This is a genomic window from Streptomyces sp. BK79 (genome assembly GCF_044142145.1).
Classification (GTDB): domain Bacteria; phylum Actinomycetota; class Actinomycetes; order Streptomycetales; family Streptomycetaceae; genus Streptomyces.
This window is the reverse complement of sequence record NZ_JBHVOC010000001.1, coordinates 186,325-200,127: the sequence shown is the minus strand read 5'-3', so window position 1 is coordinate 200,127 and position 13,803 is coordinate 186,325. Positions and strand designations below refer to the sequence as shown.

General features: G+C 73.3%; 10 protein-coding genes. 3 read left to right on the top strand and 7 right to left on the bottom strand.

All coding sequences use genetic code 11. From position 1 onward, the window contains the following. Positions 1-167: 167 nt before the first annotated feature. Entirely contained in the window at positions 168-1,220 is a 1,053-nt protein-coding gene (gene surE, locus ACFIF2_RS00930; RefSeq protein WP_395570476.1) for a 5'/3'-nucleotidase SurE, read from the top strand. 112 nt (positions 1,221-1,332) lie between these two features. Here surE and ACFIF2_RS00925 read toward each other — a convergent pair whose 3' ends face one another. The 4 genes from ACFIF2_RS00925 to ACFIF2_RS00910 all read right to left on the bottom strand — a co-directional run bounded on the left by ACFIF2_RS00925 (position 1,333) and on the right by ACFIF2_RS00910 (position 6,989). Beyond that, positions 1,333-2,025, bottom strand: coding sequence for an alpha/beta fold hydrolase (locus ACFIF2_RS00925; RefSeq protein WP_395570475.1), 693 nt, complete (start codon positions 2,023-2,025; stop codon positions 1,333-1,335). A 247-nt stretch (positions 2,026-2,272) separates the two neighbouring features. After that, positions 2,273-3,082: a xanthine dehydrogenase accessory protein XdhC gene (xdhC, locus tag ACFIF2_RS00920; RefSeq protein ID WP_395570474.1), complete on the bottom strand. Its 810-nt coding sequence runs from the start codon at positions 3,080-3,082 to the stop codon at positions 2,273-2,275. 1 nt (position 3,083) lies between these two features. Continuing rightward, positions 3,084-5,456, bottom strand: a complete 2,373-nt coding sequence (gene xdhB / locus ACFIF2_RS00915; protein WP_395570473.1) for a xanthine dehydrogenase molybdopterin binding subunit — start codon at positions 5,454-5,456, stop codon at positions 3,084-3,086. 3 nt (positions 5,457-5,459) lie between these two features. After that, positions 5,460-6,989, bottom strand: coding sequence for a xanthine dehydrogenase small subunit (locus ACFIF2_RS00910; RefSeq protein ID WP_395570472.1), 1,530 nt, complete (start codon positions 6,987-6,989; stop codon positions 5,460-5,462). Between the two features lie 460 nt (positions 6,990-7,449). Here ACFIF2_RS00910 and ACFIF2_RS00905 point away from each other — a divergent pair, with 460 nt between their 5' ends. Then, positions 7,450-8,394 (top strand): alpha/beta hydrolase family protein, encoded by a 945-nt coding sequence (locus tag ACFIF2_RS00905; protein WP_395570471.1) that lies wholly within the window; start codon positions 7,450-7,452, stop codon positions 8,392-8,394. Positions 8,395-8,400: 6 nt separating this feature from the next. Here the strand turns inward: ACFIF2_RS00905 and ACFIF2_RS00900 are convergent, their stop codons facing one another. Then, complete coding sequence (locus ACFIF2_RS00900) at positions 8,401-9,246, bottom strand: helix-turn-helix transcriptional regulator (protein ID WP_395570470.1); 846 nt, start codon at positions 9,244-9,246, stop codon at positions 8,401-8,403. A 230-nt stretch (positions 9,247-9,476) separates the two neighbouring features. Here ACFIF2_RS00900 and ACFIF2_RS00895 point away from each other — a divergent pair, with 230 nt between their 5' ends. Then, positions 9,477-10,430, top strand: a complete 954-nt coding sequence (locus tag ACFIF2_RS00895) for an SDR family oxidoreductase (RefSeq protein ID WP_395570469.1) — start codon at positions 9,477-9,479, stop codon at positions 10,428-10,430. Between the two features lie 73 nt (positions 10,431-10,503). Here ACFIF2_RS00895 and ACFIF2_RS00890 read toward each other — a convergent pair whose 3' ends face one another. Both ACFIF2_RS00890 and ACFIF2_RS00885 read right to left on the bottom strand, forming a co-directional pair. After that, the gene (locus ACFIF2_RS00890) at positions 10,504-12,075 is read right to left on the bottom strand and encodes an amidohydrolase (protein WP_395570468.1); all 1,572 of its coding nucleotides are present in this window, start codon (positions 12,073-12,075) and stop codon (positions 10,504-10,506) included. Between the two features lie 98 nt (positions 12,076-12,173). Then, entirely contained in the window at positions 12,174-13,784 is a 1,611-nt protein-coding gene (locus tag ACFIF2_RS00885) for an APC family permease (protein ID WP_395570467.1), read from the bottom strand. Between the last annotated feature and the right edge of the window lie 19 nt (positions 13,785-13,803).

Here is a 13,803-nt window from a genome sequence, read left to right as displayed (position 1 = left end):
CACGCCCGGCCCGCCCCGCACGCCTCCCCGCGCCCCCCCCCGCACGCCCGGCCCGCCGCTGTCCGCGCCGCACGCCCCCCCGCACCCCGCGCAAGCCCGGCCCGCCCAGTCCGCGCCGCCCCGAACCGCACCACCCAACCACCCCCCCCCGTCCGCAGGAGGACCACATGAACCGCCTCAGAACTCTGACCGCGCTCGCCGCCACCGGCACCGTGCTGCTCACCTGCGCCCAGGCACAGGCCGTCCAGGACCCGCCCGGGCGCGAGGCCGACCGTGACCGGCGCCCTCTGGCGGGGCTGCGCGTCCTGCTCAGCAATGACGACTCCATGCAGATGGCCCGCCCCGACGCCTCCGACGGCAAGGGTCTCTACGAGGCTCGCCGTGCCCTGTGCGCGGCCGGTGCGGACGTGGTCGTCATGGCGCCCTGGGCCAATCAGAGCGGCGCCGGCACCAGTGCCACCGGCAGCGGCCGGCTGACCGTCCAGCGCCGGACGACACTGCCGACCGGCTACCAGAACGACTGCTCGGGAGCGCCGGGCGGCGGCGCGGTGTACGGAGTCTGCAAGGGCAGCACACCCTGCGGGCCGGCCACGCCGAGCGCGACGCCCGCCGACACCGTGCGCCTGGGCATCGGCGGCGGGCTGGCGGCCGAGGCCGGATGGACGGACGGCCCCGACCTGGTGGTCACCGGCAGCAACTACGGCCCGAACGTCGCCTCGGTCGTCAACGAGTCGGGCACGGTCGGCGCCGCGCTCGCCGCGATCGACGAGGGCGTGCCCGCGATCGCCCTGAACAGCTCGTACGACCCCGCCGTCACGGACTCCCTCCATGTCGCCGACCACACGTACCGCGACACGGCCGGTTTCGGGGCGAAGTTCATCGGTGAGCTGAGCGAACGCGGCCTGCTCACCACGGAGTTCGTCGTCAACGTCAACTACCCCCACCACGAGGAGGGACAGCGTCCCAAGAGCACCGAGTGGACTTCGGTGGGCACGCGCAAGCTCGTGAGGTTCCGTTACGCGGCGCAGGGGGACACCTTCACCATCGGCGGTGAACTCTGCGCGCAGGGCACGCCCCCGTGTCGTCCCGAGACCAAGCGCCGGCCGGACTTCGACCTGCTCCAGCGGGGCCACGTGACGGTCACCCCGGTCGGCCCGGACCGTACGTACGCCGGCCGGGACAGCGGGCGGCTCGAGCGGTTCGTCCGCGGGGGACGCTGAGGCGGACCGTCGGCGGGCGGCGCACCCTCGGGCGCCGCCGCCCATCCATGGCAAGGGCCCCGTCGCCCGGTACCGGGGGAGGCGACGGGGCCCTGTCCTCGTTGCGGAGGCGTCAGATCCAGCCGTCCAGGGAGTCGAGGAAGGCCTGCGGGTCGTCACGGTGGACGCAGTGCCCCGTCCGCGGCACCACGCACACCTGGAAGCCGCGCTTCTCGAGCAGCGCCGCGGCCCGGTCGTCGACGCACAGGCTCGGATCGGCCAGTTGTACCAGGGACGGCACGACGGCGGACGGGGGCAGGTAGTCCTGCTCGAACCGGCGCGTCGCCTCCAGGAAGGCGGGGTCGAAGAGGGAGAAGCCCGCGAGTTCGGCGGCCACGTCCTCGTCCGACCAGCGCGGGTTCATCGTCCGCACGCTCTCGGCCGTCGCGGACGCGACCATCTGCCGCATGCCCGTCGTCGCCCCGGCCGGTACGTTGCTCAGCTGGAACCCCGGGTCGGAGTAGACGGCGCGGGCGGGCCGCAGGCGGGCGACGGCGAGGGCGAGGGACAGCCCGCCCATCGAGTGGCCGATCGCCACGTCGGCACCCGTCGGCAGTGACTCCACCAGGTCGTCGGCGAGCAGCTCGGGGCGGTACGCGCCGCGCGGGCTGCGGCCGTGTCCGCGCAGGTCGGGGGCGAGGACGCGGTAGCCGAGGCCGACGAGGTGGTCCTCGACCGCGTGCCAGGTGCGGTGGTCGGACATGGCGCCGTGTATGAGTATGGCCAGCTTGTCGCCGGAGCCGCGCTCGTGGACGTGGAGTTTCATCGGGACGGAACCCTTCAGGTGGTGATCGGGAGGAGAAGGCTTGCGTGGTTACACGTGTAAGCATTGTCGTCGTGCCGCGAAGTTGCAAGGGGTGGTCAGGAGTTGCGGACGAACGACGAGACCGACCGTCCACCGGGGGACGATCGGTCATGGCGCCGTGGGCCGGGGCCACCGCCGAGCGGGGGCCGCTGTGTCGGCATGTTGGCATGTCGGCACGGCGGAGGCGCGCGGCGCGGGTGCCGGCCGTTCAGCTCCCCTCGGCCTCGAAGGCGCGCAGCAGGTCGGCGGCGACGCTCACCGCAATGGTCGCGGGTTCCTTCCCGGTGATACCGGCCAGCCCGATCGGGGTCCTGATCCGCGCGATGGCCGCTTCGTCGTGTCCGCCCTCGGCGGCGAGGAGCTTGCGGAACCGTACCCACTTGGCCGCCGACCCGATGAGGCCGATCGAGCCGAGATGGGGCGTACGCAAGGCGGCGTCGCACAGGGCGGCGTCCTCGGCGTGGTCGTGGGTCATGATCAGCACGTGGGTGCCGCGCGGCAGTTCCGCCAGCACCTCCTCGGGCAGCAGCGGCGTGAGATGCACCCGCACCCGCGCGACCGCGTCCGCCAGTACACCGAGCCGCTCCTCGGCGAGGACGTCGGACCGGCTGTCGATCAGATGGAGGTCGAGATCCTGGCGCGCCAGAACGCGCGCCAGCTCCAGCCCCACGTGGCCCACGCCGAAGACCGCCACGGCCCGCACCACCGGAAGGGGTTCGAACAGCACCGAGACCGTGCCGCCGCAGCACTGCACACCGTGCTGGTTGGTCACCTTGTCGTTGAGGGCGAAGTCCATCAGCTCCGGCTCCGCCGTGCCCGCGGCGATCAACTCCCGGGCGCGGTCGATCGACACGGCCTCCACGTTGCCGCCGCCGATCGACCCCCAGGTCTCACCGCGCCCCACGACGAGCTTCGCGCCGGCCTCGCGCGGGGCGTGACCGCGCACGGTCGCGACGGTCACGAGCACGCCCGGTTCCCGGCGTTCCCGAAGCCGTGCGACCGCGGCGATCCACGTCATGTCAGGCACCGCTCAGCGCTGCCACGCCGGTGCGGGCCTCACCGGCCGCGTCACCGCGGACCGACTCGACGGCCCAGTACACCGCTTCCGGTGTCGCGGGCGAGGCCAGTTCCACGCTCACACCGCCCGGACCGAAGGCGGCCGCGGCCTGCCGCAGCGCCTCCCGCACCGAGAAGGCGAGCATCAGCGGAGGCTCCCCCACCGCCTTGGAGCCGTAGACCGCGCCCTCTTCGGTCGCGTTCTCCATGAGCGTGACGTGGAACTCCTCGGGCATCTCCGAGAAACTCGGCAGCTTGTACGTGCTCGCGGCCTGGGTGAGCAGCCGGCCCCGGTGCGGTCCCTCGCCCGCGTCCCAGCGCATGTCCTCCAGGGTCAGCCAGCCCGCGCCCTGCACGAAGCCGCCCTCCACCTGGCCGATGTCGATCATCGGCGAGAGGCTGTCGCCGACGTCGTGCACGATGTCCACGCGCCGGACCCGGTACGCGCCGGTGAACCCGTCGACCTCCACCTCGGTCGCGGCGGCGCCGTACGAGAAGTACTTGAACGGCGAGCCCTGGAAGGCCTTCGCGTCCCAGTGCAGGCCCTCGGTCCGGTAGAACCCGGCGGCGGACAGCTGCACCCGCTGGAGGTACGCGGTGCGCACCAGGTCGTCCCAGGCCAGCTCCTTGTCGCTGCCGAGGCGGCGGGCGACGCCTTCGGTGATCCGTACGTCCGAGGGGTTCCCGTCGAGTTGTGTGGCCGCGACCTGGAGAAGCCGCTCGCGCAGCTGCTCGCAGGCGTTCTTCACCGCGGCGCCGTTCAGATCGGCGCCCGCACTGGCCGCGGTGGCCGAGGTGTTGGGGACCTTGTCGGTGCGGGTCGGGGCGAGGCGCACCTTGTGCAGCGGAATGCCCAGGGTGGTCGCGGCCACCTGGAGCATCTTGGTGTGCAGTCCCTGGCCCATCTCGGTGCCGCCGTGGTTGATCAGGACGGAGCCGTCCTTGTAGATCAGCACGAGGGCGCCGCCCTGGTTGAAGGCGGTGAGGTTGAAGGAGATGCCGAACTTGATGCCGGTGAGCGCCAGGCCGCGCTTGGTGTGCGGGTGCGCGGCGTTGAAGGCGGCGATCTCGCGCTGCCGGTCGGCGAGGTGCGCGTCCTCCTTGACCTGGGCCCAGACCGCGGAGATCCGCTCGGGGTGGGTGACCTTCTGCCCGTACGGCGTGTGGTGACCCTCCCGGTAGAAGTTGCGCTCGCGCAGTTCCATCGGATCGAGGCCGAGCAGGGGTGCGCAGCGGCCCATGATGTCCTCGATCACGAGCATGCCCTGCGGTCCGCCGAAGCCGCGGAAGGCGGTGTTGGAGACCTTGTTGGTCTGTGCGATCCGGCCGGCGACGCGGGCGTTGGGGATCCAGTACGTGTTGTCGATGTGGCAGAGCGCACGGGCCACGACCGGTTCGGACAGGTCGAGGCTCCAGCCGCCGTCCGCGGTCAGTGTGGCGTCCAGGGCCTGGATGCGGCCCTCCGCGTCGAAGCCGATCCGCCAACCGGCGTGGAAGCCGTGCCGCTTGCCGGACATCGTGAGGTCCTGCGTGCGGTTGAGGCGGACGCGCACGGGCCGGCCGGTGAGCCTGGCGCCCAGTGCGGCGACGGCCGCGAAGCCGTGCGGCTGCATCTCCTTGCCGCCGAAGCCGCCGCCCATCCGCAGGCACTGCACGGTCACCTCGTGACTGTGCAGGCCGAGTACGTGCGCGACGATCTCCTGCGTCTCCGAAGGGTGCTGGGTGCTGCTCTGGACGAACACCTGCCCGGCCTCGTCGACATGAGCCAGGGCCGCGTGCGTCTCGAGGTAGAAGTGCTCCTGGTCGGAGAACTGCAACTCGCCGCTGAACACGTGCGCCGAGTCGGCGAAGCCGGTGTCGACGTCGCCGGTCAGCAGCACGGGCCGAGCGCCGTGGAAGCTCCCGGCCGCGATCGCCTCCTGGAGCGTGATCAGGGAGGGCAGCTCCTCCAGGTCCACCTCGACGGCCGCGGCCCCGAGCCTGGCCGCCTCCAGGGTCTCACCGAGCACCCACGCGACCGCGTGGCCGTGGAACATGACCTCGTCGGGGAAGAGCGGTTCGTCGTGCTTCATGCCGGCGTCGTTGACGCCGGGCACGTCCGCGCCGGTCAACACCCGTACCACGCCCGGTACTTCGAGCGCGGGCGCGGTACGGATCGCGGTGATCCGGCCGTGGGCCCTCATGACCTGCACCGGGTAGGCGTGCAGCACGTCCTTGGTGCGCTGCACCAGGTCGTCGGTGTAGAGGGCGGTCCCGGTGACGTGCTGGTACGCGCTCTCGTGCGGCAGCGACACACCGACGACGGGCTTCTCGGGGCGTTCGGACAGCCTGCTCATGGCTCAGGCCCCCTTCATGGTCCGTGCGTACAGCTTCTTCAGGCTCTGGCCGAGCATCGCGCTGCGGTACAGGGAGCTGGCTCGGTGGTCGTCCATCGGCGTGCCCTCACCCCGCAGCACGCGCGCGGCGGCCTCGACGGTTGCCTCCGACCACGGCTCGCCCTCCAGTGCCACCTCGGTGGCGAGGGCCCGGACCGGGGTGGCGGCCACGCCGCCGAGTCCGATGCGCGCCTTGCGGACGACGCCGTCCTCGATGTCGAGCGCGAAGGCGACGGCCACGCTGGAGATGTCGTCGAAGCGCCGCTTGGCGATCTTGTGGAAGGCCGTGACCGGGGAGAGTGGCAACGGGACACGCACCGCGCGGATCAGCTCGCCGGGCCGGCGCACGCTTCGCCGGTAGCCGGTGAAGTACTCCGCCAGCGGGATCTCCCGCTCACCGTCGGCGTCGGCGAGCACCACCGACGCCTCCAGCGCGAGCAGCGCGGGCGGGCTGTCACCGATGGGAGAGCCGGTGCCTAGGTTGCCGCCGAGAGTCGCGCTGTTGCGGATCAGCCGGGAGGCGAACTGGGGGAAGAGGTCCGCCAGCAGGGGAACCCCGCCGTCGAGGCGGCGTTCGATCTCGGTGAGGGTGAGCGCGGCCCCGATCTCGAGGAAGCCGGTTTCGACGCGCAGCTCTCGCAGCTCGGCCAGGCGGTCGACCGCCACCACGCACCGCTCGCGCCTGGCCCGAAGGTTCACCTCGACGCCCCAGTCGGTGGCGCCGGCGATCACCTTCGCGTCGGGCCGCTCGCGCAGCAACCGTAGCGTCTCGGCCAAGGTGCTCCTGCGTACGAACGCGCTGTCGGCCCCGGTGTACTCGGTGGCGACCGGTGCGGGCGGCGCCTGCTCGCGGCGCCGCGCCAGCGGGTCGTCGTCGGTGGGCGTGCCGACGGCGAACGCGGCGTCGCGGATCGGGCGGTAGCCGGTGCAGCGGCACAGGTTCCCGCTCAGCGCGTGCAGGTCAAAACCGTTGGGACCGTGCTCGGTGCCGGTGCCGGTGCCGGTGCCGGTCCCCGCGCCCGCGCCCGCGCCCGTGCCCGTGCCCGCGTCCGCGTCAGGGGCGGCAGTGTCCGCCGGAGACCCGTGCGCGCAGCGGTCGGGCCGGTAGTACTCGGCGGCCATGCTGCACACGAATCCCGGTGTGCAGTAACCGCATTGGGAGCCGCCGCGGACCGCCATCTCCTCCTGCACCGGGTGCAGGGCGGGCGGCGTCCCGGGGCGTCCGGGGGTGGCGAGACCTTCGGAGGTGACGACCTCCTGGCCGTCGAGCGCCGCGACCGGGATCAGACAGGCGTTGACGGCCACCCAGTCGGTGGGCTTGTCCGTCCCGGGACGGGCCACGAGTACCGAACAGGCACCGCATTCGCCTTCCGCGCAGCCCTCCTTGGTGCCGGTGAGGCCGCGCTCGCGCAGGAAGTCCAGCGCCGTGGTGTGGGGCGCGGCCGGTGAGATCGGTGCGTCCGTTCCGTTGACCGTGACCCGCGCCGTCACCATGACAGGCCCTCGTTACGGTGCGTGACGGATCGCTTCATCATGTTCGCCAATTCCAGGCAGCTTTCTGTGTTCGGACGCGCCACGTCGAGGAAGCGGGCGCACAACGGCACGCGGCAGCGACGCGGCGGGGGAGAGGGGGGCGCGGAGCCAGGGACGTGCCTCGACGGGCACGTCGGAACGGCGGGTTCAGCAGCCGTGAGCGATTCGACCGGGAACCCAGACCGTGCAGTGGGCGAGGCGACCGAGGTCGGAGACGGTGTACATCGGTGGGTCGCCCCCCTTCGCGAGTCCTGGGCCGGAGTTCATCGCAAAGTAGTGGCCCGGGCCACTCAGGTCAAGGGGTCGGATCGGGGGGCGGGGCCGGCCGGGACCGGCTTGCGAAGCGGAACACGGTTCCGTATCGTAAGTGGGACAGTGTTCCGTTTCCTTTCGAGGGAGCACCTGACGGAAAGGCACGTCCATGTCCTACTCGAACACCCCGAGCGCGCAGCAGACCGCGGGAGGTGCCCCCGCCCTGGTGGTGTCCGCGAAGCCGGTCGTCCTGGCCGCCCCGGGCCGCGGTGAGGATCTCCAGGTCCGCGTGTCCGCCCCCGCGACCGGCGGTGACGTGCCCGTCATCGTCTTCTCGCACGGCTTCGGCTGGTCGATGAACGGCTACGCGCCTCTGGCCGACCACTGGTCCGCTCAGGGCTTCGCGGTCGTGCAGCCCACCCACCTCGACTCAAGGACGCTCGGCCTGCCCGCCGACGATCCCCGTACGCCGCGGATCTGGCGTACCCGCATAGAGGACCTCACGCGCGTACTGGACGGTCTCGACGTCCTGGAGGCATCGGTTCCGGGACTCCAGGGGCGCCTCGACCACAGCCGGGTCGCCGTGGCCGGCCACTCCTGGGGAGCCCAGACGGCCAGCACGCTGCTGGGCGCCCGCGTCCTCGGCGCGGACGGCGCGCCCGGCGAGGACCTGTCCGACCCCCGGGTCACGGCGGGCGTGCTGCTCGCCCTGACCGGCCTGGGCGACGACCTGACCCCGTTCGCCGCCGAGCACTTCCCCTTCATGAGGCCGTCCTTCGACACCATGACCGCGCCCGCGCTCGTCGTCGCCGGAGACCACGACCGGTCCCACCTGTCCACGCGCGGGCCGGACTGGTTCACCGACGGCTACACCCACAGCCCGGGCAGCAAGAGCCTGCTCACCCTGTTCGGGGCGGAGCACTCGCTCGGCGGCGTCAGCGGGTACGAGGTCGCCGAGACGACGGACGAGAATCCCGCGCGCGTCGCGCTGGTCCAGCGGCTCACCTCGGCCTACCTGCACAGCACGCTCAACGCCGACGAGACCGGCTGGAAGGCGGCGGTCACCGCCCTGGAGGAAGACCCCGACCCGCTGGGAGAGGTGCGGAGCAAGTAGCTCCGGTCACCGGCCGAGCGCCCGCGGTCCGATGACGGACAGCAGCTGGAGCTTCTCGTAGCTCTCGCTGCCGGGCACGGCGGTGTAGACGAGCAGGTGGTGCCCCGGGCCCGGGTCGAGCAGGGTCTGGCAGGTCAGTTCCAGCGCACCCAGCTCGGGATGCTCGAAGTGCTTCACCTCCCTGGGGCGGATGCCGACCTCGTGGTCGTCCCACACCTCCCGGAACTCCTGACTCCGAGCGAGGAGCAGGTCGGCGAGGTGCGCCGCCCGGGAACCGGGACCGCGCAGGGTGACCACCCCGCGCAGACCCGAGGCGAACATACGGGTGAGGAACGGGTGCTCCTCGGCGGCGTACAGCCGCCGCGCGGCGGGGTCGGTGAACCAGCGGTAGCCGAGGCTGCGGGCCGGGCCCGTGTAGGCCGTCAGGTCCCCGGTGAGCGCGACGCCCAGCGGGGTCTGCCGCAGCGTCTCGCCGAGTTCGGTGACGACCTCGGCGGGAGTGTCCTGCAGGCGGTCGAGGATGCGCAGCAGGCCGGGGCTGATGTGCTCGCCGGCCTCCCCCCGCGGGGGAGGGTGGTGGCCGGCGAGCCGGAACACGTGGTCGCGCTCGTCGAGGGAGAGGTGGAGTCCCTGCGCGATGGAGGCGATCATCTGCTCGGACGGCTGGGGACCACGGGCCCGTTCGAGCCGCGCGTAGTAGTCGGTCGACATGTGGCAGAGCGCGGCCACCTCCTCCCGCCGCAGCCCGCTCGTCCTGCGGCGTCGGCCGCGCGGGAGGCCGACGTCCTCCGGCTGCAGCGCCTCCCGGCGGCGCCGGAGGAACTCCGCCAGTCCGCCCCGGTCGATCACCATGCGTGCCTCCCTTGCCCCGCCCCCCTTTCTACCGCCCTTTCTACCGCTCGCGGATCCGCGTATCCACGCCCTGCCGGTCCCCCCTTGGCGAGCGTGTCGCCGCGCGGGCGGGAGGGGGTCGTCAGGTGATCGTTCGAGTGACGTATCAGTGGATCGAGCGGCCCTGGATGCGGGTGCCGTCGTCCACGACGGTGGAAGCGACGACGACACGACTGCCAAGGAGTACGCACATGCCACGAGGGCCCATCGACATCACCGTCCCCGACCTGTCCGGCAGGCGGGCCGTCGTCACCGGAGCGAGCGACGGCATCGGGCTCGGCCTCGCCACCAGGCTCGCCGCGGCCGGGGCCGAAGTGCTCCTGCCCGTCCGCAACCCCGCCAAGGGCGAGGCCGCGATCGCCGCGATCCGCCGGACGACCCCGCACGCGAAGGTGTCGCTCCACGCCCTCGACCTGTCCTCGCTCGCCTCCGTCGCCGCCCTCGGCGAGACCCTGCGGGCCCAGGGCGGCCCGATCCACATCCTCATCAACAACGCCGGCGTCATGACCCCGCCCGACCGGCGGACGACCGCCGACGGGTTCGAGCTGCAGTTCGGCACCAACCACCTCGGCCACTTCGCGCTGACCGCCCACCTGCTGCCCCTGCTGCGCGCCGGCCGCGCCCGGGTGACGTCGCAGATCAGCGTCGCGGCGAACCAGAACGCCATCAACTGGCAGGACCCGAACTGGGAACGCTCCTACGACGGGATGAAGGCGTACAGCCAGTCGAAGATCGCGCTGGGCCTCTTCGGTCTCGAACTGGACCGTCGCAGCCGGGCCGGCGGCTGGGGCGTCACCAGCAACCTCGCCCACCCCGGGGTCGCCCCGACGAACCTGCTCGCCGCGCGTCCCGAGGTCGGCCGCGACCGGGAGACCGTGGGCAGGAAGCTCATCAGCGCCCTGTCCGCCCGCGGCATCCTCCTCGGGACGGTCGAGACCGCGAAGCTGCCCGCCCTGCACGCCGCGACGGCCGCCGGCGCCCGGGGCGCCCTGCTCTTCGGGCTGAGCGGACTCGGACACCTCGGCGGCCCTCCCGGCGAACAGCGGCTGTACTCCCGCCTGCGCGGCACCGAGGACGCGCGGCGCGTCTGGCGCCTGTCCGAGGAGCTGACCGGGGTGTCGTTCCCGGACCACCGAGGTACCTGACGCCTCCGCCGCGCACGCCGGCCGCGCGTGCCGGGCCGGGGGCGGTGGCCCCCGGCCGTGAGCACGCTCGCCGTCAGACGCCCCGGTGGACGATGTGCCCGCCGGTCACGGTGAGGCGGACCGGCGCCTCGGCGACCTCGTCGGCCGGCGCCTCGACGGGATCGAGGCCCAGGGCGGTCAGGTCGGCCCGGAACCCCTCGGCGACGCGGCCGGCCACGGCGGCCTCGCCGGCCGCGAGCGCCGCGTGGGTGGTGCAGCCCTCCAGTGCCTGGAGCCCGGTGAGCCCGGCGCGGGAGGAGGCCGCGCCGCGCGGTGCCCGCGCGGTCGCCAGGACGGTACGTACGTCGTGGTGCGCGATGGGCCAGTCCGAGCCGAGCGCGACGACGGCGCCCGCGTCCCGCAGGTCCCGCAGCCGCCAGGCGCGCGCGGCCCGCGCCTCGCCCAGCCGCACCGACCACTCGTCGGACCGGTCGGCCCGGGTGTAGCCGGTGTGCGGGGGCTGCATCGAGGCGACGACCCCCAGCCGGGCCAGGCGCGAGACGGTGTCGTCGGGCACCGTCTCGAGGTGTTCGACGCGGTGGACGAAGCGTGCGTCCGGTCCCAGGGCCTCCACGGTGTCGAGGACATGGCGCACCGCGGCGTCGCCGATCGCGTGGGTCGCGGTCCGCACGCCGGCGCGGTGCAGGAACCGCACGGCGTCGCCGTACGCCGAGGGGTCGGGCCAGAACGCCTCGGTGCCCTGCCCGTGGCAGTCCGGGTGCTCCAGCCAGGCGGTGCCGCCCTCGACGGTGCCGTCCATGAAGAACTTGACGCCGCCGACCCGCCAGTGGCGCCCGGAGTGCCGCTGCACGGCGACGAGTTCCTCCAGGTCCTCCCGGCGCGCGCCCGGCATGCACCAGGGCGCGAAGCGCAGCCGCAGCGGGAGTACGGTCTCCCGGGCCAGGGAGCCGACGAGGTCGAGGTCGCCCCCGTCCATGACATGGGCGCCGGTGAGACCGGTGGCCGCCATGGCCGACAGCAGCCCGGTCAGCCGGGCCCGCCGGGCCGCGTGGGAGGGCCGGGGCATCACCGCGGCCACCAGGTCCATCGCGGCGTGCTCGACCAGATGCCCGGTCAGCCGCCCCTCGTCGTCGGCGGCCAGGTGCGCGCGCTGCGCGAACGTGCGCGGCCCGGTGACGCCGGCGGCCGCGAGGGCGGGCCCGGTGACCAGGGCCGAGTGCCCGTCGTACAGGCGCAGGAAGGCGGGCGTCCCGGGGAGGACGTCCTCGATCAGCGCCCGGTCGACGGGGCGCCCGCCGAAGACGTTGTGGTCCAGGCCGAAGCCGATGACCCAGCCGTCGACGCGCTCGGCGGCGGCGAGCGCGGCCCGCAGCCCGCCGAGGTCCACGACCGCGGACAGATCGAGGCCGGTCGTCATCTCCAGACCCCAGACGGGGTGGCTGTGACCGTCCACCAGCCCCGGAACGAGACAGGCACCGGCCAGGTGCACGGTCTCGGTGCCGGCTCCGCGCCAGGGGTGTACGTCGTCCTCGTCGCCCACGGCGGCGATCAGCCCGTCGCGGACCGCCACGGAGGTGGCGTACGGGCGGTCCGGGTCGAGGGTGCGGACACGGGCCCCGGTGATGACGAGGTCGGCGGTGGGCATGGGCTCTCCTGGAGGTGGGGTGCGGTGGGGCGCGGTGGTGGTGGCGGTGGCGGTGGTGGTCCGGCCCGCCGGCCGCTCGGGGCGGTGCGGGCCGCGGGTCAGCCGAGGGGCCGGGACGCCCGTGCGCCGGTCACGCCGGTCCGCTCGGTCGCCCGCGCGGCCTCGGCGGCGGGGTCGTCCGCGTGGTCGTCCCCTGTGTCGTCCGCGGGTTCCGCGGCGAAGCGGGCGTAGACCTCCGGCCTGCCGCGGCGCAGCCACCGGGCCAGTCCCAGACCGGTCACGAAGACGGCGGGGACCGTCGCGGCGAGGACGGTGTTCACGGTCGCGGAGGCGCCGGTGAACAGGTCGAGGTGGGTGATCACCAGAACGATGGCGGTCGCCAGGAGGAGGGCCGCGGCGACGGGTGCCACCACCGTCCGCAGCACGCCCTCGCGGTGGCTGACGCGCCGGAAGTAGAAGAAGACGGCGAGCGCGGCCAGCAGTTGCAGCGCCAGCAGGCCGAGCATGCCCGGCGTGTTGACCCACAGCAGCAGTTGCGCGTACGGGTCGGCTCCCGCGGCGGCGAAGCCGAGGACGACGACGGCACCGAGGACGGTCTGCCACAGGCCCACGACGTAGGGCGAGTTGTGGCGCGGGTGGACGCGGGCCAGCGCCTTGGGCAGGACGCCCTCCTCGGCCAGGGCGAGGCCGTAGCGGTTGATGGCGTTGTGGAACGCGAGCAGGGAGGCCAGGACGCTGGTGACGATGAGGACGTGCATCGCGTCGGCCGCCCACCCGCCCACGTACGTCGTGATGGCGGAGAAGAACAGCCCCGTCGGGTCGGTTCCGGCGGCCTCCACGACCTCCGCGTCGCCGAACGCCTGGATCGTCGTCCAGACGATGAACGCGTAGAACAGGCCGAGGAAGCCGACGGCGAGGTAGGTGGCGCGCGGCACCGTGCGGGCCGGGTCGCGGGCTTCGCGCCGGTAGATGACGGTCGACTCGAAGCCGGTGAACGCGGCGAAGGCGAAGGCCAGGACCGCCGCCGTGCCCGGCACCAGCACGTTGTCCGGGGCGAAGGAGTCGAGGGAGAGGCCTTGGGCGCCGCCTTCGAGGAGCACCCCGGCGGCGAGCAGGACGAGGATGCCGGTCTCGGCGGCGAGCAGGACGCCGAGGAGCTTGGCGCCGAAGTCGATGGAGCGGTAGCCGCCGTAGGCGATCAGCACGAGGCCGGCCAGGGAGACGGGCAGCCAGGGGATGTCGGTGCCGAACAGCGCGTGGGCGGTGTCCTGGCCGGCGGAGCCCAGGAGGCCGTAGACGCCGATCTCCATGCCGTTGTACCCGATGAGGGCGAGCATCGCGGCACCGACGCCGGCGCCCCGGCCCAGGCCGCGGGTGATGTACGCGTAGAAGGCGCCGCCGCCGCGGACATGGCGGCTCATGGTGGTGAACCCGACGGCGAAGACGGCGAGGGTGATTCCGGCGAGGAGGTAACCCACCGGGGCGCCGATCCCGCCGAGCAGGATCGCCAGCGGCGCGACTCCCGCCATGACGGTCAGCGGGGCGGCGGCGGAGACGACGAAGAAGGCGATGTCGGCGGTGCCGAGCGACCCGGAGCGCAGGACTCCGGAGGAGGGCGCGGGGCTGTCGGCGGGAACGGGGCCGGGGCCGGGACCGGGGGCGAGGCCGGGGCTGTTGGCGGGGCCGGGGCTGGAGTTGTGGGCGGGCATGGCGGAAGCCCTTCTGTCT

Excerpts from the sequence above, each read along its gene's own strand:
- xdhC (WP_395570474.1), bottom strand. The coding sequence starts at position 3,082 with ATGACGTGGATCGCCGCGGTCGCACGGCTTCGGGAACGCCGGGAACCG.
- ACFIF2_RS00895 (WP_395570469.1), top strand. The coding sequence starts at position 9,477 with ATGCCACGAGGGCCCATCGACATCACCGTCCCCGACCTGTCCGGCAGG.
- ACFIF2_RS00925 (WP_395570475.1), bottom strand. The coding sequence starts at position 2,025 with ATGAAACTCCACGTCCACGAGCGCGGCTCCGGCGACAAGCTGGCCATA.
- ACFIF2_RS00910 (WP_395570472.1), bottom strand. The coding sequence starts at position 6,989 with ATGGTGACGGCGCGGGTCACGGTCAACGGAACGGACGCACCGATCTCA.
- surE (WP_395570476.1), top strand. The coding sequence starts at position 168 with ATGAACCGCCTCAGAACTCTGACCGCGCTCGCCGCCACCGGCACCGTG.
- ACFIF2_RS00905 (WP_395570471.1), top strand. The coding sequence starts at position 7,450 with ATGTCCTACTCGAACACCCCGAGCGCGCAGCAGACCGCGGGAGGTGCC.
- ACFIF2_RS00885 (WP_395570467.1), bottom strand. The coding sequence starts at position 13,784 with ATGCCCGCCCACAACTCCAGCCCCGGCCCCGCCAACAGCCCCGGCCTC.
- xdhB (WP_395570473.1), bottom strand. The coding sequence starts at position 5,456 with ATGAGCAGGCTGTCCGAACGCCCCGAGAAGCCCGTCGTCGGTGTGTCG.
- ACFIF2_RS00900 (WP_395570470.1), bottom strand. The coding sequence starts at position 9,246 with ATGGTGATCGACCGGGGCGGACTGGCGGAGTTCCTCCGGCGCCGCCGG.
- ACFIF2_RS00890 (WP_395570468.1), bottom strand. The coding sequence starts at position 12,075 with ATGCCCACCGCCGACCTCGTCATCACCGGGGCCCGTGTCCGCACCCTC.